The following is a 17,914-nucleotide window of genomic DNA, read 5'->3' as shown; positions in this document are numbered from 1 at the left end:
TTGATCCGACCGGCGGCGGTCGGGCACGCTGGATGATGAGGTGGAAGCCTGCGCTGAACGCGTTCGCGATCACCTTCGCCGGCCGGTTCGAAAGAACCACTCACTAATGAAACCGGCCGGATCCACACACCGTTTATCGGACAGTCCCAATTCTGGAAAAATCAGCAGCATAAGGACGTGTTGCAACAACCACTTGAATCCGCCGTGGACGCTCGCTCACCTTTGAGTCCAAAGTGCCGAACGCTCCGGCACATCTTTTGTGCAGGAGCGTTCGGCCAGGGGGCGTTCTATCTGCAGGAGCGTTCGGCCAGGGGGCGTTCTATCTGCAGGAGCGTTCGGCCAGGGAGCGTTCTATCTGCAGGAGCGTCGGCCCAAAAGGGGTCAAAAGTGAGCGAGCGTCCGGCGGTTGCTCTTTCGTGTGGGCGGGAGCTTAGGCGAGGGCGCCGTCGTTCGCTTCGACCCCGTTCGGCTCAAGGTTGATCATGGGGAACTGCTTTTCGAAGTACCAAAAGGTCAGCAGGCCCAAGGCGCAACCGAGGAACCAGCTGTAGCTGCCGATCCACGTGGCATTGACCGTGGTGGCTCCCGAGTCCAGGAGTGCCTTGGGGATGAGGACCGAAGCGATGGAGACGACGCCGCTGATGGCCACTGCTTTGACCGCGTTGGGGTTGTAGCCGTTGCGGAACCAGTACTTGCCGCCGGGCCTCATGGTGTACATGTCCTCAACCCACACCTTCTGCTTGCCCACGAGGTAGTAGCCGGCGATCAGGATGCCAAAGAGCGGACCGATCAGCGCACCGAGCACGCCGAGCGTGTAGTGGATGGCGTCGTCGTTCGAGTACCAGTTCCAAGGGGTCAGGATGACGGACCCGACGGCGGCGATCATGCCACCCATGCGCCAGCTGATCTTCTGGGGGCTCACGTTGGAGAAGTCGAACGCAGGCGAGATGAAATTGGCCACGATGTTGATGCCGACGGTCGCGATGACAAAGGTCAGCCCGCCGAGCAGCACGGCGAACACCGAGTCGATMTCCTGAACGGTCTTGACCGGGTCCGTGATGAGGTGTCCGAAGACGGGGATGGTGGCCGACGCCGTGATGACAGTGAGAAGCGAGAAGAACAGGAAGTTGACCGGCAGGCCCAGGAGGTTGCCCTTCTTGACTGCCTTGAAGCTCTTGCCGTAGCGCGCGAAGTCGCCGAAGTTGAGCATAGGGCCGGAGAAATAGGACACCACCAACGCGATTGCGGAAATCATGACCGGGATGGATGCCGCGAAGTCGAGAGGTTCACCGGCGGACAGGTTGAGGCTGATATTGCTGATGCCGGCCTTGGACACGAGGTAGATGGCCAGAACCAACATGACGACGTACACGGCGGGTCCGGCGAAGTCGATGAACCGGCGGATGCTTTCCATTCCGTTCCAGAACAGTGCGGCCTGGGCTACCCAGAGGATTCCGTAGCAGATCCACCCCAGGGCGGACAGGCCGAGGAAGCCGTACTGATGGACGTCGTACAACGGTTTCATGGCCGGGAAGAACTTCAGGAATACGATCACCAGGGCCTCAGAGGCCAAGAAGGTCTGCACCCCGTACCAGGCCACCGCGATCAGGCCTCGGATGATGGCTGGGATGTTGGCGCCCTTGACACCGAAGACCGCTCGGTTGATCACGGGGTACGGTACGCCGGTCTTCTGGCTGGGCTTCGCCACCAGGTTGCAGAAGACCTGGACGATCACGATGCCCACCAGCAGGGCGACCAACACTTGCCAGCTGGCCAGGCCAAGGGCAAACAGGCTGCCCGCTGTCACATAGCCGCCGATGCTGTGGACGTCCGACATCCAGAAGGCGAACAGGTTGTAGCTGCTCCAGCGTTGGTTCTTCAGGGGCACCAAGTCTTCATTACAGAGCCGCGGATCGCGGTGTGCGGCGGCTTCGTCAATCGGGCTGCCGAGCAGCGTGCCGGTCTTCTCTGGGGCGAGTTGTGCTTCGGCCATCGGTTCCTCGAATCAGGTTTTCCACGACCGGGGGCAGTCGTTTCACTGATTCAATTGAATGGAACAGATGTTTCAATGCCGTTTCCGGGCGGCTAACTCTTCTTTACGCTTGGCGCTGCGGCTGCCCGAGCGTGCCGCGGCCAACTGTCGCGCGACTACCGTCGCTCGATCTCTCCCAGCGAGTCGAAGACGCCGGTGATTTCCCTGACGCGGTCCCTTCCCGGGCGGCCCCGCGCCATCAGCACGCCGTTCGCGAGGACGCTCATGAGGCTCATGGCCGAGGCGTAGCTGTCAAAGGCGGCGCTGCCCTCCACGGGGCACTCGATCCAGAGGGAGGCCTCCGCCGCAAGCCAACGGGCGCTGGGGTCGCCGATCAGGATGGTGGTCGCCCCGGTGTCGGTGGCCGCCTTCAGGACTTGGTGGAAGCCGTCCGGCCTGCGCCGGAAGCCGATCAGGACCACGACGTCGTTCGCGTCCAGCCCTGGTAGCTCCTCACCGACGCTTTGGCCCGGTTGCGGGGCCAGGCTTACCGAGGGACGGCACTGCAGGAGCTGCTGCCGGAGGTGGAGGGCTACAGGGAAACTGTTGCGGAAGCCGATCAGCAAGACGTGCCGGGCCTCGGCCAATCGCTGAGTCACCTGGCGGAGGCGATCGTCGTCGAGCGTGTCGAAAAGCCGGTTCAGGCTCTGCTGTTCCGTTGCCAAATGCAGGGGGATTCCGCCGTCGGCTTCCTGCCTGGCGAGGGGCACTCCGCTGGACCTCAGGTTCCGGGTGTGTTCCTTCACCTCGTTGAAGTCGGCGAATCCGAGGTGGCGAAAGAGCCTGCTCATGGTGGCTTTCGACACTCCGCTGAGCTGGGCGAGCTCGGCCGCGTTGTAGACGGCCAAGTCGCCAAGGCGGTCCAGCAGGGTGTCTGCGGCCTTTTGCTCCTGCGGCCCAAGTTCCGAATAGTGTTGTTGGATTCGCTCATCGATCCTCATGAAACAACCGTCTCACGCGGAGCCGCATCTAGCGCGAACTGGCAGGTGTTGCCCCTTTTCTGCGAGAAAGGGGCAACACCTGCCAGTTCGGTGGAGAAAAACCGTTAGTGGTCAGATACGGTAGACGACTTAAGCGGCACTTCCTTGCCTTCGGCGTCGATCAGTTTGCCGTTCTCGAAACGGTCACCGTGCGCGAGGCAAGCAATATCCGCTTCGCTGACTACGCGGCCGGTACCCGCGACGAACACCGATTGGTTGTCCGAGTTGCCGGCCTTGAAGTGGTTGAACAGGACATTCAGGACGATCGCCATGAGGGCTGCTGAGCTGATGCCCGAGTGGAAGATCGTGGAGAACCAGGACGGGAACTGGTCGTAGAACTTGGGGGCGGCGATCGGGATCATGCCGAAGCCGATCGATGCAGCCACGATGATGAGGTTCATGTTGTTGCGGTACTCCACTTTGGAGAGAGTCCGGATACCGCTCGCGGCTACCGTTCCAAAGAGTACGACGCCGGCACCGCCCAGGACGGGCGTCGGAACCGCTGCGACAACCCGGCCAAGGATGGGCAGCACGCCGAGGACCACCAGGATGAGCCCGCCGGCGCTGACCACGAAGCGGCTCTTGATGCCCGTGATGGCCACGAGCCCGACGTTCTGGGCGAAGGCGCTCTGGGTGAAGGAGTTGAAGAGCGGCGAAACGGCGCTTGAGAGCATATCCGCACGCAGGCCGTTGCCGATGCGCTTGGAATCGACCTTGGTGCCTACGATTTCACCGACGGCGATGATGTCCGCCGACGTCTCGGTCAGGGTCACCAGGATGACGATCAGCATCGAAACGATCGAGGCGATTTCAAACGTGGGAGCACCAAAAGCGAAAGGAGTGGGGAAGGCCACGATCGGACCCTGGCCGACCTTGGAGAAATCGGCCATTCCCGTGACGAGGGCAATGACTGTCCCGATCACCATGGCAAGCAGGATGGAAAGGCGCGAGATGGCCGCGTTTCCAACTTTGCTGAGGAGCAGGACGATGCCCATCGTCGCTGCGGCGAGGCCGATGTTCGCCACGCTGCCGTAGTTGGGTGCGGCGGCGTTGCCGCCCATGGCCCAGTTGGCCGCGACCGGCATGAGTGTCAGACCGATGGTGGTGATGACGGTACCCGTGACGACGGGCGGGAAGAACTTGATGATCTTGGAGAAGAGCGGGGTGATCAGCAGGCCGATCAGGGATGCCACGATGACCGAGCCAAATACCGCCTGGATCCCGCCGCCGCCGTGGACGATTGCCACCATGGTGGAAACGCCGGCGAAGGAGACGCCCTGGACCAGGGGCAGTTGTGATCCGAAGAACGGGATGCCGATGGTCTGCAGGATGGTGGCGAGACCGCCGACAAACAAGCAGGCCGCGATCAGGAGGCCGATGTCCTGCGAGGACATGCCTGCGGCGGCTCCGATGATGAGCGGCGGGGCGATGATGCCGCCGTACATGGTCAGGACGTGCTGGAAGCCGTAGGCGAACGTGCTCCCGATCGAGAGGCGCTTGTCCTCGGGCCGGGCTGGCCCGGACTCTGCGGGGCGGGTTTTCTTCTTGGTGTTCATGGCAGACTTTCTTGGTTCATGGCAGACGTCATTGTCTGGCTAACTTTGTCTGGCTAACGATGTGGTTTTGGGTACGGGTGCCCAACTGACTCGCATTTGATGTCGTTTTGAGGCTCCAAAACGACACTTGCTGCGAGTCAGTTGGGCGGGTACCTGGGGGCTTAGCAGAAGCCGGCGATACCGCTCCAGGCGACGGGGGCCGGCTTTGTGTCATCGCGCTGGACCGTGGCTTCGATCAGGCCATACGGGCGATCGGCGGCGAAGAAGACCTCGTTGGGGTTGTCGAGGCCGAACGGGCTGAGGTCCACCAGGAAGTGGTGCTTGTTGGGCATGGAGAACTTGATCTCATCAACTTCGCTGTGCGCTTCGAGGACCTTCTTGCCCATGTCGAACAGGGTCTGCTGCAGGGCGTGGGAGTAGTTCTCGGTGAAGCCCTCGAGGAGCAGGGCCTTGATGTCCTCGTAGCTCTTGTTGAAGTCGGTCCCGGCGACGTCAAGGCCAGTGCTGTAGCGCCAGCGAGCCGAGACATCGGTGGCGAGGATGCGGTCGGTGGTCTCGGGCAGCGTGGTGTATCGGTCGCGGGGGTAGCCGACGAAACCGGACTGGGTGGTCTTGAGGACGGTCAGGTCCTTGAGGCCTGAAATGACGTGCGTGGTGTTGCCTTCGCGGACCACGACGGCGGTGCGGACTTCCTGCCCCTTGCGGACAAAGCTGTGGTCGTGTTCGGAGCCGTGTGCCTGGATGCGGTCCCAGGTGTAGGCCTCGGCTTCCCAGCGGCCGCCCGTGACCCACTCGAATCCGGAGGTGAAGTGTTCGCTCAGACGGAGGAGGAAGGCCTCGGGGGAGCCGATGCCGTCACGGGCGAAGGCGTAGATGGTGTTCTTCTGGGTGTCCGTGGCGACGACGTGTGCGTTGTCGCCCTGGAGGTGCGCGGCCTCGAAGTCGCCACGCAATTGTGAGGTGACGTTCAGGTCTTCGATCTGGTGGCGGTCGGTGTCGCGAATGACTTTGACGACGCGGACTTCTGCCTTGCCGTACTGGTTGTCGCCGAGGACGATGTTGTTGCTCATGGTCATATCCCAACTTCTACGAGGTGGAACCACTAAGGTCCACCAATGAAATTAAGCGCGTATTTCAAACGCGTTTCTGGTGGAGCCGACCCAACAAAAAAGAGCCGGCATCCATTGATGCCAGCTCATTACGACCCTGCCTGCTGCTCCCAGGTTACGTGACCTACGCCACGAATTGAAGAAAGCGTAGCCCACGTTTGCCAGTGGTGTACATCACTTCGGAAAAATCGTTATCTACTTTCCGTTTGTGACCGGCGGCGTCCTGCGGTGGGATGTGGCCCCGCGGACACCCCTTGACGCGATTCGAGGATCCCCTCTACCATTTCCATATAACAAAAAATGTTTTCCAGTATGTGGAAACCTGATGCGGAAAGACAAGAGCTTGACGAAGGGCTTGGACCGCATCGCCACGGAGAACTTGAGCGCATGAAATAGGAGGACAGATGGACTCGCAGGATAAGAACAACGTCGTGGAATTCCCGGCGCCCGGCCAGGAACTGTACCTGCCGTTCGGCGCCACGGATCCTGACTTCTACATTCCGGCCGACTGTGACCGCACGCCCGGGACATTCTCCCGTTGGCTGCGCGCCCTTCCGGTATTCGGCCGGCAGCGTTCCTAGGGCTCCTGCCCCTGGGGATGAGGGACTCTGCGCAACAGAGCCAAAAGGCGGGCGGCACCTGGGGAGGTGCCGCCMGCCGCTTTGTTGGTCTGGGAAGGATTCTTCGGGCGGGGAGCCTACATCGGCAGGGTCCTGGCAATGCTTGAAACGATCATGCTTGCCTTGATGGCCACCAGGATGAAGCCGACGGCGGCCAGCCCGATCAGTGCCCAAACCGGCGCGAGTCCGCGCTGTGGAGCAACCTTGTGGACGATCACTGAACGGCCGACCACATAGACTCCGGCGCCCAGGAAGGCCCATGCCCAGTGGAAGGGTCGGACCACCCCGTCCCTCTGCAGCTTTTGCCAGTCGAGGTAGGACAAGAGAACACTGACCCCGTAGATGAGCCAAGCTGAAACGATCAGCAGGAAATAGGGAGCACTGAACGCGCTGGGATCGAGGGTAGGAACGCGCCTGGCGCCGACATACCGCAGGTGGAAGACCGGATTCCAGATCATCAGGATAATCAGCGTGATCACAGGCAGTAGTGTGACCAGCCAAATGAACGGATTGTAGACCGGGGTTTGCCGGCTGATTTCCGGGCGGGGAGCGGGCCGTGCCGGCCCCGCGAATTGACCCGGCCCCGCGAATTGACCCGGCCCTGCGGCGGCAGGCCACGAAGCTCCCGGCTGACCCGTTCCCGCCTGGCCCGCCGCTGCCTGTGGCGGGTTCCATGCAGTTCCGGTCCAGGCGGTGCCGTCCCACCATCGCAGTTGGCCCGAGCCCGATGGGTCCGGGTACCAGCCTGCAGGGGTCGGAGTGCTGTGCTGCGGGACGGTCATTGCTGCCTCCTGATTGCTACTTAATCGAGAGGCTACTCCTAGCCCCTGATGATTTTCTGTGCGGCGGCTGAGTGTTTGGCAATAAGTTCCGGGATGTCCAGATCCGGAATTTGTCCGTCCACGACGCGCCACTTGCCGCCCACCATGACGCGGTCGGCGCGGTCCGCGGCGCAGAGCAACAATGCAGCGATGGGATCATGGCTGCCGGAGAAACGGAGCCCGTCGAGCTTGAACAGGGCAACGTCCGCCTGCATCCCGGGAGCTATCTGGCCGATGTCGGTGCGGCCCAGCACTGCCGCGGATCCCCGCGTCGCCCAGCCTAGCGCGCGCTCCACGGGGACATCGGCACCATAGCGGAGCCGCTGCAGATACAACGCTTGCCGTGCTTCGAGGATCATGTTGGATGCATCGTTCGACGCCGAACCGTCCACTCCCAGCCCCACCGGAACCCCGGCGGCCTCGAGTTCCAACACTCTTGCGGTGCCGGATGCAAGCCGCATGTTCGACGTCGGGCAGTGCGCGACGGCGGTACCCGCGGCACCCAGCCGGGCGATCTCGTCGTCGTCGAAATGGATGCCGTGGCCAAGCCAGGTGCGCTTGCTGAGCCAGCCGACGCTGTCCAAGTAATCCACGGTGCGCAGACCGAACATTTCGCGGCAGAACTCTTCCTCATCGATGGTTTCGGCGAGGTGGGTGTGGAGCCGGACATCCAGCCGTTCGGCCATGGCGGCGCTCTCGGCCATGATTTCCCTGGTCACCGAGAACGGCGAGCAAGGGGCCAAAGCAATCTGGATGACCGCGCCGTCTCCGCGTTCGTGATACTTCCCGATCAGCCGTTCGCTGTCCGCCAGGATCACCTCCGGACGCTGCACGGTGGAGCGCGGCGGCAGGCCGCCGTCGTCCTCGCCCAGCGTCATGGAGCCTCGGGTCAGGGTGGCGCGCATGCCGAGTTCGCGCACGACGCCGGCCTCGACGTCGATCGCGTCCTCAAGTCCCGCTGGGAAGAGGTAGTGGTGGTCGGCTGCCGTGGTGCAGCCGGAGAGCAGCAGTTCCGCGAGCGCTACTTTCACGGCGAGTTCGAGGCTGTCCGGGGTCAGCCGAGCCCAAACAGGATAGAGGTTCTGCAGCCATGGGAACAGGGGAGCATTGGCCACCGGACCCCAGGCGCGCGTGAGCGTTTGGTAGAAGTGGTGGTGCGTGTTGATGAGGCCGGGCAGCAGGACGTGGCTCCCGGCGTCGAAGATTCGATCGCAGGGTGCCGAAGGTTGCATTCCTGCGGGAACGAGTTCGGAGATCTTTCCATCGCTGACCACGATCCCGCCGGTGGCGTCGAGCCCGTTGGCGGTGAACACTGCGAGGGGATTCTTGATCCAGAGCCTGGAGGTGGGTGGCGCGGCTTGGGCTGCTGGTTCGAAAGAGGGTTTCGGAGACACTGGAATCCTTGTCTGGTCGGCGTAGTTGCGTTCCAGCTCAGTGGTTCCTGTCTGCTGATCCAGGTTTCGGCGGGTGAACCCTGCCGGTGGCACCCAGCGTAGGTGGCTCCCCGAAATGCGTCAATGTGACCGGCACCAACCGCCCGGCCAGCAGTCTAATTTCACATGTCGAAACTTTTTTTCCGGAAACTATGGCGCGGCTCACATCTCCGGTGCTAATCTCAATTTGCCAAAGGCGGGCACCCGGACTCCGGGAAGCTATCTACCAGGCGAAACCTTCAAAAGCACATGCTGAAGCCTGGTAATCGCAGCACTGGTCTGTCATGTTCAGATGCCCCCTGGTTACAGGCTTCCTCAGCACTAAGGAAGTCGCACATGAGTACCACCGTCACGGCCGAACATTTCTTGGCCACCTCCATTGAGCTGGCAACAGCCAATGTCCTCAACAGCGGCGGGCCGTTCGGCGCCGTCATTGTCACCGCGGATGGCCGCGCCTTCGAAGGCGTCAACCGGGTCACCGCCACCAACGACCCCACGGCCCACGCCGAGGTCACCGCCATCCGCAATGCTTGCCGCGAACTCGGCACGTTCGATCTCAGCGGAGCCACCCTCTACACGAGCTGCGAGCCATGCCCCATGTGCCTGGCCTCGGCCCTCTGGGCACGCATCGACAACGTCGTCTTTGCAGCAGACCGGCACGACGCCGCCTCAGTCGGCTTCGACGACGCAGTCTTCTACGAATACTTCGAGAACGAGGACCGCGACAAGCTCATGCCGGTCACGAAGCTGGAACTGGGCGACCCCCAGGCACCGGCCATCCTGGAACCGTTCAACACCTGGAACACGCTTGACTCCAGGATTGACTACTAGGGCCGGTGGCTGAAATGACAATCCTGGACCCCGCAGAAATGCAAACGGCAACTGAAAAGCAGGCTGCGCCCCTGGGCGTAGGGCAGACAGTGGCACGCGAAAAGCACACGGCAACCGGACTGGCAACACGGGGCAATGCCCCCAAGCCCCCGGCGTCGAACTCCTTCCTGGATCGTTTCTTCCAGATCACCAAGCGTGGCTCCACGCTGGCCCGCGAATTCCGCGGCGGCATTGTCACGTTCTTCACGATGGCCTACATCGTTATCCTCAACCCGCTGATCCTGGGCGGTTTCTCGGCCCAAAACGCACCCACGGACGTGGCAGGCGGATGGTTGTCGGCAGCGCAGGTGGGGGCCGTCACCGGCCTGACCGCCGGTGTCATGACGGTCCTCTTCGGCCTCATCGCGAACCTGCCGTTCGGCCTCGCGGCGGGCCTGGGAATCAACTCGTTCCTTGCCGTCGCCGTCATCCACGAAGTCACTTGGCCAGAAGCCATGGGCCTGGTGGTCATCAACGGCATCCTGATTGTCCTGTTCGGCGCCACGGGTGCCCGGACTGCGATCTTCAGGGCCGTCCCCAAGGAACTCAAGGCCGCCATCACCGTTGGCATCGGCCTGTTCATCGCCTTCATCGGCTTCGTCGACTCCGGCTTTGTCCGCGCCACAAAAGGTGGACCTCCGGTACAGCTCGGCACGGATGGTTCCATCACCTCCATCCCCACCCTCGTTTTCATCGTTGGTCTGCTGGTCATGGGAATCCTCGTGGCCCGAAAGATCCAGGGCGGCCTCCTGATCGGAATCGTCGCCACCACGGTCCTCGCCGCCGTCGTCGAGGCCGTCATGCACATCGGGCCTGGCAGCGCCGCCAATCCCGGTGGCTGGCACCTCAACACTCCGGTGCTGTCCGGCCAGTTGGTTTCCGCCCCGGACTTCAGCTTGGTAGGCCATTTCGACCTCTTTGGTTCGTTCTCGAGGATCGGCGGCCTGGCGGCCACGATGCTGGTGTTCACGCTGGTGTTCACCAACTTCTTCGACGCCATGGGCACCATGACCGGCCTCGCCAAGAGCGCCGGCGTGGCGCACAAGGACGGTACTTTCCCCAAGCTCAAGTCGGCCTTCATTGTCGAGGGCCTTGGCGCGGTGGCCGGCGGCGCGACGTCGGGCTCGTCCAACACCGTGTACATCGACTCCGCAGCCGGGATTGGCGAAGGCGCCCGCACCGGCTTGGCTTCGGTGGTCACCGGCCTGCTGTTCCTAGGTTCGATGTTCTTGACCCCGCTCACCAGCGTGGTTCCGCTTGAGGTCGCAGCCGCAGCCTTGGTAGTAGTGGGAGCCATGATGATGGCACAGATCCGCGAGATAAACTTCTCCAAGTTCTCCGTGGCCCTGCCGGCCTTCCTGACCATCGTCACCATGCCGCTGACGTACTCCATCGCCAACGGCATCGGCGTCGGGTTCATCTCCTGGGCCGTGATCCATGCGGCATCGGGCAAGGGCAAGAAGGTCCACCCGCTCATGTGGGTGGTGACAGTGGGCTTCCTGATCTACTTTGCCCGCGGGCCGATCAGCACGCTCTTGGGATCGTGACCTAGCGTAGCCGGCCATTGAGACGGCGGTCCGGCCGCAAGTCACCGCAATGAATAGGCGTCCGCCGATCGTCCTCCCACCGCAAGGTGCGGACGACGATCGGCGGGCGGCGGTGAGGTGCGGCCGCTCCGCTCAGGACCGGGGTGGGAAATGAGAGGCCCGCCCCGGTCCTCTTCACGAAAAGGGTTGCCTGTTTACCCGAAGCTCTCCTGTACAGACGCAAGGAATGAGAATATGAGGCAAGATCGCACACTGCCCCGGGAGGGTCTCCGGTCCGGGACCTCGGTAAAGGAAGTGTTGCCATGCTGGATTTGATGCCTTCGCTGGGCACCTGGCGGCCCGCGGTCTCCGGCGAGCGATGCGCCGTAGCCACCATCGTGGCCGCGGGAGGATCCGTGCCCCGGCCCCTCGGCACGTCCATGCTGGTCTCCGAACGTGGCGATGTCCTCGGCAGCCTCTCCGGAGGGTGCGTGGAAGGAGCCGTAGTAGAGGCCGCCCTTGAAGCAATGCGCGACGGCGGCAGCCGCCTTGAGTCGTTCGGCTACAGCGCCGAGGACGCGTTCGCCGTCGGGCTCACCTGCGGTGGCGAGCTGGAAGTCCACATCCAGCCAACCGGTGCCGCCGGACTGGACCGGGCCTTGTTGAACGCGGTCAGCGGCGGCTGGCCCTCTTCCATGGCACTCATCCGCAGGCTCGACGCCGCGGGAGGTGCCGTGGTCGTTCGTGATCCGGCGCGCTTTTCCGTGGCGGATTCAAAGAAGCTCTCGGCCCTGCTTGGCGGGGACGCCGGCGTGATCCGCGCCGCTGCAGCGCAGCTTGAGCCACTCCTGCATGGTGGGCGGACCGGGTTGGTGCGGCTCGCCCCGGCTGAAGGCTGTGGGACACTGCCGGACCCCGAACCCATTACCCTCCTGGTGGAAAGCCGCTTGCCCGCGGCCCGGATGCTCATCTTTGGCGCCAACGACTTCGGCGCGGCATTGCTCCCCGCTGGTAAACTCCTGGGCTACGAGGTCACTATGTGTGATGCCCGGCCCGCGTTTTCGAGCCAACGCCGTTTCCTCGCCGCCGACCACCTCGTCACCGATTGGCCGCACCTCTACCTTGCCGCAGAAGCAGCCGCCGGCCGGATCGATTCCCGCACCGTGGTGTGCGTGCTGACCCACGATCCCAAGTTCGATATTCCGCTGCTGGAAACCGCCCTCGGTTTGGATCTCGCGTATGTGGGCGCCATGGGTTCGAGGCGCAGCCACCGGCAGCGGATCGATGGACTGCTGGCCTGCGGTACCTCGCCTGAGGCACTTGAACGGCTTCATTCGCCCATTGGGCTGGACCTCGGCGCGGTTACTCCGGCCGAAGTCGCGGTGTCCATCACTGCCGAGATCCTCGCCACGCGTGCGCCCCAAGCGGCGCGCGGCTGGGTTTCGCTCAAGGACGGCACCGGTCCGATCCATCCCGGCCCGATCCATCCCACAGACTCTCCCGAACTCCGCACCCCCGAACAAAGCAAGGCGACCCCATGGACATGAACACCATCGAGTCCGTGGTTGCCACCACGGATCCAGGACAATGGCGCGGCGGCGACGCCTGGCTCGCCGGCGGCACGGTCCTGTTCTCCTACGGCAGCCCGGCAGGCAGCGAGGAACCATTGAAGCGCTTGCTGGACCTTGGCCAAGCGGGCTGGCAGCCCGTGACCGTGAGCGACGCCGGCATCGAGCTTGCCGCTACCTGCACTGTTGCCGAGCTCTACGCGCTCCCGGTTTCGGACGCCGTGGCCGGACGGAACTGGCCGGGGCTGGATCTTTTCCGCCCGTGCTGCGACTCTTTCGTGGCCTCCTTCAAGGTGTGGAACATGTCCACCGTTGGCGGCAATCTGTGCACCTCGCTCCCGGCCGGACCCATGATTTCGCTGTGCGCCGGCTTGGATGCCACGGCCACCATCCTTGGCCGGCACGGCAGCAGCCGCACTGTTCCTGTGGCCGAGTTCGTGACCGGGGACGGGAAAAACTGCTTGGCACCCGGCGAGCTCCTCCGCAGCATCCAGGTGCCGGCGTCGGCTCTTTCCGCGCGGCTCGCCTTCCGCCGCCTCTCGCTCAGCAACCTCGGGCGGTCCGGGGTACTGCTGATTGGAAGGCTCGACGCCGATGGCACCCTGGTCCTCACCGTCACCGCCGCGACCAAGCGGCCAGTGCAGCTGCGGTTCGCCGCCACGGACGTGCCCGACGCCGGGCAGCTGGCTTCCGCTGTCGAGCGCTCAATCCCCGTGGGGCTGTACCACGACGACATCCATGGGCTCCCGGAATGGCGTCGCGACATGACCTTCCGCCTCGCCGAAGAGATCCGCGTGGAGCTGCTCGACCCTGCTGGACCCGGAGAGCCGTTCACCGTCTCGGGCGATTTCTGGCCACCGCACGCCACGTCGCCACAACCGTCCACTCAACCCGAATTCAAGAAGGAGGCCTGAGCATGGCAATCGAGATCAACGGAACCGCCACCGAGGCCGAACCGCGCCCGGGCCAGTGCTTGCGGACGTTCCTGCGCGAACAGGGCAACTTCGGCGTCAAGAAAGGCTGCGACGGCGGCGACTGTGGCGCCTGCACCGTCCACGTGGACGGCACCCCCGTGCACAGTTGCATCTACCCGGCCGTCCGCGCCGAAGGACACTCGGTCACCACTATCGAAGGGCTGTCGAGCGCGATCCCGTCCGGCGGGGAAGAGCTACATCCCGTCCAGCAGCAGTTTCTGGAACACCAAGGTTTCCAATGCGGCTTCTGCACGGCGGGCATGATGATGACTGCCGCCACCTTCGACGAGGAACAGAAAGCCAACCTGCCGCGCAGCCTCAAGGGAAACCTGTGCCGCTGCACGGGTTACCGCTCCATTGCGGAGGCTGTTTGCGGTAACCCCACCCATGCACCCGGCGGCGATGCGGCAGTCACGGCAGCTCCGAACACGGGCCAGCTCGGCGACGACGTCCCCGCCCCGGCGGGCCGCGCCGTCGTCACTGGCACCGCCCGCTACACCCTCGACGTCCCTGCGGAACAACTCCCGGGGCTGCTGCACCTCAAGCTGCTGCGCTCGCCGCACGCGCATGCCCGGATTGTTTCCATCGATTCGACGGCGGCCCTCCAGGTACCGGGCGTCCTCGCGGTCTTCACCCACGAGGACGCGCCGGCCCAGTTGTTCTCGACCGCCCAGCACGAGCTCTACACCGATGATCCGGACGACACGCGTGTCCTCGACAACGTGGTGCGCTTCATCGGCCAGCGGGTTGCCGCCGTCGTCGCCGAATCGGTGGGCGCAGCGGAAGCCGGAGCACGGGCCATCAAGGTGGAATACGAACTTCTTGACGCTGTCTTCTCGCCGCAGGACGCTTTGTTGCCCGGGGCGCCCGCGATCCACGGGGAGAAAGACGGGGAAACGGCCCGGATTTCCCGCCCGCAGAACAACGTCGTAGCTGAGGTCCATTCCCAGTTGGGGAACGTTGAATCCGGATTTGCAGCGGCCGATTTCATCCATGAGAACACGTATCAAACCCAGCGCGTGCAGCACGTCGCGATGGAAACGCACTGTTCCATCGCGTGGATGGAACCTACTGGGACGCCCGGAGAGGACCGGCTCATGGTCCGTTCCTCCAGCCAGGTCCCTTTCCTGGTCCGGCGGACCCTCGCCCGCGTGTTCGATCTTCCTGAGGACCGCATCCGCGTGGTCGCCGGCCGCGTAGGCGGCGGGTTCGGCGGCAAGCAGGAAGTACTCACCGAGGACCTCGTGGCCATGGCGGCCCTCAAGCTCCGCCGGCCTGTGCAAGTGGAGTTCACCCGCACCGAACAATTCACTGCCACCACCACACGCCACCCCTTCACCATCAAGGTCAAGGCCGGGACGAGCCGGGACGGTCACCTGACGGCGATGCAGCTGGACGTGGTCACCAACACGGGTGCGTACGGAAACCATGCGCCCGGAGTGATGTTCCACGGTTGCGGCGAATCCTTGGCCGTCTACAAATGCGCCAACAAGAAGGTGGACGCGCAGGCGGTGTACACCAACACCGTCCCAGCAGGTGCATTCCGCGGCTACGGCTTGAGCCAGATGATCTTCGCGATCGAATCCGCGGTGGACGAGCTCGCCGTCGGAATCGGCATGGATCCCTTGGAGTTCCGGCTCAAGAACATGGTCCGGCCGGGTGACGACATGCTTTCCACGAACCCGGAACCGGAAGAGGACGTCTTCTACGGCAGCTACGGCCTGGACCAGTGCGTGGCGTTGGTCCGGGATGCCCTCGAGCGGGGCGAGAAACGTTACCGTGATGCCGGCCTCGACAACCTCGGCCCGGAGTGGGCCACCGGCGTCGGATCCGCGCTGTCCATGATCGACACAGTTCCGCCCCGCGGGCACTTCGCCCACACGCGCCTCAGGCTCCTGCCGGACGGTACGTTCGACGCCGCCGTCGGGACCGCCGAGTTCGGCAACGGCACCACCACGGTCCACGCCCAACTTGCCGCGACCGCACTGTCCACGACGGCGTCGAAGGTGGCCGTACGCCAGTCCGACACGGATCTCGTGGAGCACGACACCGGTGCGTTCGGCTCCGCAGGCACCGTGGTGGCCGGGCAGGCTACGCTCCTTGCGGCGCAGGATCTCGCAGTGCGGATCCGGGCTGTGGCTGCTGCGTTCCTCGGTGTTTCGGAGGCGGACTGTGTTTTAGAGGACGGAGTCGTGCGCTGTGGTGAACGGGTCCTGACGTTCACGGAAGCGTACGACGCCGCGCAGCAGCAGGGCGTGGAACTCGCCGCCCAGGGCCGTTGGGGTGGAACACCGCGTTCGGTTGCCTTCAACGTCCACGGATTCCGGGTGGCAGTGAATACCGGAACCGGGGAACTGCGGATCCTGCAGAGCGTGCAGGCAGCGGATGCCGGAGTCGTGGTCAATCCACGGCAATGCCGTGGCCAGGTAGAAGGTGGAATCGCCCAAGCGCTCGGCGTCGCGCTGTACGAGGAAGTCCGCGTGAACGACGCCGGCCGGGTCACCACGGACATCCTGCGCCAGTACCACATCCCGTCCTTCGCGGACGTGCCGCGCAGCGAGGTCTACTTCGCGAAAACGAACGATCAGATGGGGCCGCTCGGTGCGAAGTCCATGAGCGAGAGTCCGTTCAATCCCGTGGCGCCCGCGCTGGCCAACGCCATCCGGAATGCCACCGGGGTGAGATTCGCGGCGCTCCCCATCGCTCGGGACAAGATCTACCTCGCGCTCAAGGACGCTGCCGCCCCCACCCAACTAGCTCGCATTTAATGTCGTTTTGGAGCCTCATAACGACATCTACTGCGAGCTAGTTGGGGGGCCGGGCGGTTGGGGGAGCTAGTCGCCGAGGAGGTGTAGCTGGGCCTTGGTGTCCACGTCTGCTCCGCTGGCGAGGTCGCTACAGTCGACGACGTCCACCAGCCCGGGGTGCGCTTTGAGGAATCGGCGCGCTCCGGCGTCGCCCGCGGCGGACTCGGCTGCTTCGGTGCGGAGGGCGGCATCGATGATCAAGGGGTGGCCGCGCCGGAGTTTTGTGGCTGCGCTGCCGTCGTGGGCGTCTTCTGCGTACCCCGCGGCGGTCACGCGGCCAGGTTGGTGCGCAGCCAGCAGCCTGGCGACGACGCCGGGGGTCAGGCTGGGCTGGTCCACCAAAGCCATCAGGACGTTGTGGCCGTGGGCAGCCGCGGCAACCCCTGTCCGGAACGAGCTGGCCATGCCGGAGGCCCACTCCGGGTTGTCCACCACGAGGTACCGGTCCAGATCCGTGGTGCGGCGGACTTCCTCGGATCCTGCACCGAGCACCACTACTACCTCGTGGCATCCGCCGTCGAGCAGCGCCTTGGCGAGTACCTCCACCAAGGTGCGGCCACGGAAGGGGAGCAATGCCTTGGGGCCGAGGCCCAGGCGCGTCCCTGCGCCGCCGGCCAACAGCACGCCAGTGGTGGGCGCGGGGCTGGTGTGGTTCATGGGATCACCCTATCCATCGTGCCCTTGAGTTCCGTAGGTTCACCTTTCATTCCGACATTGGTCTACCGAAAAAGGTTGAATATTACCCATGGGTAGGCCTTCTGGGAGGCTCCTACGGCGGATATTCTCTTAGGGACTTCACGAGAGTCAGTGGTCATCGGAAAGGATGCAACGATGCATCCGCGGTGGAAAGAGGTTTTATGTCTGGCATTTTCGAAATCTTGGCAGCAGGGGAGCAAACGTTCCACTTTCGGTTGAAGGCCGATGATGGAACCGTGGTGGCAGTGTCGCCCAGGTTCCGAGATATAACGGCCCTCGTGGCCGGTATCAACGCTGTCAGGGAGAATGCCGCCACAGGATTCGTGGTGGATCACCGCTCGCTCGGAGCCCAATAAGAGAAATCGGCGGCAGTGCTCACAGGAGCACTGCCGCCGATTAGTTTTAGGGCACCTTAGGAGTCGCCTCCTGAACCGCCAGTGGTGCCGGCGGTGACGTCCAGGAGCTTGTAGCGGTCAATGGCGTACGACGGCGCACTCGGGTCTACCTCGCCCCTCGCCGCGAGGAGTTGGAGGGTTTTGGTGACGATCGAGTGGGTGTCGTTCTTGAAGAAGCGTCGTGCGGCTTGGCGGGTGTCGGAGAAGCCGAAGCCGTCGGCGCCGAGGGAGGCGAATTCGTTGGGGATGAATTGGCGGATCTGGTCCGGGACTGCCTTCATGTAGTCCGAGACGGCCACCACTGGACCTTGCGCATCGGCCAGTTGCTGCGCCACAAACGGGACACGTGCCGGTCCGCCGGGGTTCAGGAACGCTTCCTCTTCGGCGGCGAGTCCGTCGCGTCGGAGTTCGTTCCAGGAGGTCACGGACCACACGTCCGCGGAGACTCCCCAGTCTTCGGCGAGGATCCGCTGGGCGTCCAGTGCCCAGGGGACCGAGACGCCGGAGGCGAGGATCTGCGCGCGGGG

15 protein-coding genes are annotated in these 17,914 nt (G+C 63.9%); 7 read left to right on the top strand and 8 right to left on the bottom strand.

The window, feature by feature from the left end; translation table 11 throughout:
• Nucleotides 1–430 precede the first annotated feature (430 nt).
• From AC1DLO_RS22270 to pucL, 4 genes are all read right to left on the bottom strand, one after another.
• Nucleotides 431–1,993, bottom strand: coding sequence for an NCS1 family nucleobase:cation symporter-1 (locus AC1DLO_RS22270; protein ID WP_476914617.1), 1,563 nt, complete (start codon nt 1,991–1,993; stop codon nt 431–433).
• A 155-nt stretch (nt 1,994–2,148) separates the two neighbouring features.
• Nucleotides 2,149–2,973 (bottom strand): MurR/RpiR family transcriptional regulator, encoded by an 825-nt coding sequence (locus AC1DLO_RS22265; protein WP_476891838.1) that lies wholly within the window; start codon nt 2,971–2,973, stop codon nt 2,149–2,151.
• Between the two features lie 104 nt (nt 2,974–3,077).
• Nucleotides 3,078–4,568, bottom strand: a complete 1,491-nt coding sequence (locus AC1DLO_RS22260; RefSeq protein WP_476891837.1) for a nucleobase:cation symporter-2 family protein — start codon at nt 4,566–4,568, stop codon at nt 3,078–3,080.
• Between the two features lie 161 nt (nt 4,569–4,729).
• On the bottom strand, nt 4,730–5,644 hold the full coding sequence (gene pucL, locus AC1DLO_RS22255; protein ID WP_476891836.1) for a factor-independent urate hydroxylase: 915 nt from the start codon (nt 5,642–5,644) through the stop codon (nt 4,730–4,732).
• Nucleotides 5,645–6,081: 437 nt separating this feature from the next.
• Between pucL and AC1DLO_RS22250 the strand changes: the two genes are divergently transcribed.
• Nucleotides 6,082–6,258 carry a hypothetical protein gene (locus AC1DLO_RS22250; protein ID WP_172465634.1) on the top strand — a complete coding sequence of 59 codons (177 nt, stop codon included), beginning with the start codon at nt 6,082–6,084 and terminating at the stop codon, nt 6,256–6,258.
• 116 nt (nt 6,259–6,374) lie between these two features.
• Here the strand turns inward: AC1DLO_RS22250 and AC1DLO_RS22245 are convergent, their stop codons facing one another.
• Both AC1DLO_RS22245 and AC1DLO_RS22240 read right to left on the bottom strand, forming a co-directional pair.
• Entirely contained in the window at nt 6,375–7,079 is a 705-nt protein-coding gene (locus AC1DLO_RS22245) for a DUF2510 domain-containing protein (RefSeq protein WP_476891834.1), read from the bottom strand.
• Between the two features lie 38 nt (nt 7,080–7,117).
• Complete coding sequence (locus AC1DLO_RS22240) at nt 7,118–8,512, bottom strand: 8-oxoguanine deaminase (protein WP_476891833.1); 1,395 nt, start codon at nt 8,510–8,512, stop codon at nt 7,118–7,120.
• Nucleotides 8,513–8,887: 375 nt separating this feature from the next.
• On the opposite strand from AC1DLO_RS22240, the gene AC1DLO_RS22235 reads away from it, so the two are divergent.
• The 5 genes from AC1DLO_RS22235 (at nt 8,888) to AC1DLO_RS22215 (ending at nt 16,257) form a co-directional block, all read left to right on the top strand.
• On the top strand, nt 8,888–9,382 hold the full coding sequence (locus tag AC1DLO_RS22235) for a nucleoside deaminase (protein WP_184741969.1): 495 nt from the start codon (nt 8,888–8,890) through the stop codon (nt 9,380–9,382).
• 5 nt (nt 9,383–9,387) lie between these two features.
• A complete protein-coding gene (locus tag AC1DLO_RS22230) occupies nt 9,388–10,968 on the top strand; it encodes an NCS2 family permease (protein WP_476891832.1) in 1,581 nt (526 codons plus the stop codon).
• Nucleotides 10,969–11,270: 302 nt separating this feature from the next.
• Nucleotides 11,271–12,494 (top strand): XdhC family protein, encoded by a 1,224-nt coding sequence (locus tag AC1DLO_RS22225; protein ID WP_476891831.1) that lies wholly within the window; start codon nt 11,271–11,273, stop codon nt 12,492–12,494.
• Nucleotides 12,485–13,429, top strand: a complete 945-nt coding sequence (locus tag AC1DLO_RS22220) for an FAD binding domain-containing protein (protein WP_476891830.1) — start codon at nt 12,485–12,487, stop codon at nt 13,427–13,429. Before AC1DLO_RS22225 ends, AC1DLO_RS22220 begins: the two co-directional genes overlap by 10 nt.
• Nucleotides 13,430–13,431: 2 nt before the next feature.
• Entirely contained in the window at nt 13,432–16,257 is a 2,826-nt protein-coding gene (locus tag AC1DLO_RS22215; protein WP_476891829.1) for a molybdopterin-dependent oxidoreductase, read from the top strand.
• A gap of 66 nt (nt 16,258–16,323) precedes the next feature.
• Here AC1DLO_RS22215 and nboR read toward each other — a convergent pair whose 3' ends face one another.
• Entirely contained in the window at nt 16,324–16,953 is a 630-nt protein-coding gene (gene nboR / locus AC1DLO_RS22210) for a nicotine blue oxidoreductase (protein ID WP_476891828.1), read from the bottom strand.
• Between the two features lie 200 nt (nt 16,954–17,153).
• Between nboR and AC1DLO_RS22205 the strand changes: the two genes are divergently transcribed.
• Complete coding sequence (locus tag AC1DLO_RS22205) at nt 17,154–17,348, top strand: YegP family protein (protein ID WP_476891827.1); 195 nt, start codon at nt 17,154–17,156, stop codon at nt 17,346–17,348.
• 56 nt (nt 17,349–17,404) lie between these two features.
• Here AC1DLO_RS22205 and AC1DLO_RS22200 read toward each other — a convergent pair.
• The coding region (locus tag AC1DLO_RS22200; protein ID WP_476891826.1) for a transketolase-like TK C-terminal-containing protein at nt 17,405–17,914 on the bottom strand (510 nt) is incomplete at its 5' end.

Source organism: Arthrobacter sp. 01T419, from assembly GCF_056398865.1.
This window is presented reverse-complemented; position numbering and strand designations above follow the sequence as displayed.

Coding starts and splice junctions, on each gene's coding strand:
- nboR (WP_476891828.1), bottom strand. CDS start 16,953: ATGAACCACACCAGCCCCGCGCCCACCACTGGCGTGCTGTTGGCCGGC.
- AC1DLO_RS22250 (WP_172465634.1), top strand. CDS start 6,082: ATGGACTCGCAGGATAAGAACAACGTCGTGGAATTCCCGGCGCCCGGC.
- AC1DLO_RS22260 (WP_476891837.1), bottom strand. CDS start 4,568: ATGAACACCAAGAAGAAAACCCGCCCCGCAGAGTCCGGGCCAGCCCGG.
- AC1DLO_RS22235 (WP_184741969.1), top strand. CDS start 8,888: ATGAGTACCACCGTCACGGCCGAACATTTCTTGGCCACCTCCATTGAG.
- AC1DLO_RS22215 (WP_476891829.1), top strand. CDS start 13,432: ATGGCAATCGAGATCAACGGAACCGCCACCGAGGCCGAACCGCGCCCG.
- pucL (WP_476891836.1), bottom strand. CDS start 5,644: ATGACCATGAGCAACAACATCGTCCTCGGCGACAACCAGTACGGCAAG.
- AC1DLO_RS22265 (WP_476891838.1), bottom strand. CDS start 2,973: ATGAGGATCGATGAGCGAATCCAACAACACTATTCGGAACTTGGGCCG.
- AC1DLO_RS22205 (WP_476891827.1), top strand. CDS start 17,154: ATGTCTGGCATTTTCGAAATCTTGGCAGCAGGGGAGCAAACGTTCCAC.
- AC1DLO_RS22225 (WP_476891831.1), top strand. CDS start 11,271: ATGCTGGATTTGATGCCTTCGCTGGGCACCTGGCGGCCCGCGGTCTCC.
- AC1DLO_RS22245 (WP_476891834.1), bottom strand. CDS start 7,079: ATGACCGTCCCGCAGCACAGCACTCCGACCCCTGCAGGCTGGTACCCG.
- AC1DLO_RS22220 (WP_476891830.1), top strand. CDS start 12,485: ATGGACATGAACACCATCGAGTCCGTGGTTGCCACCACGGATCCAGGA.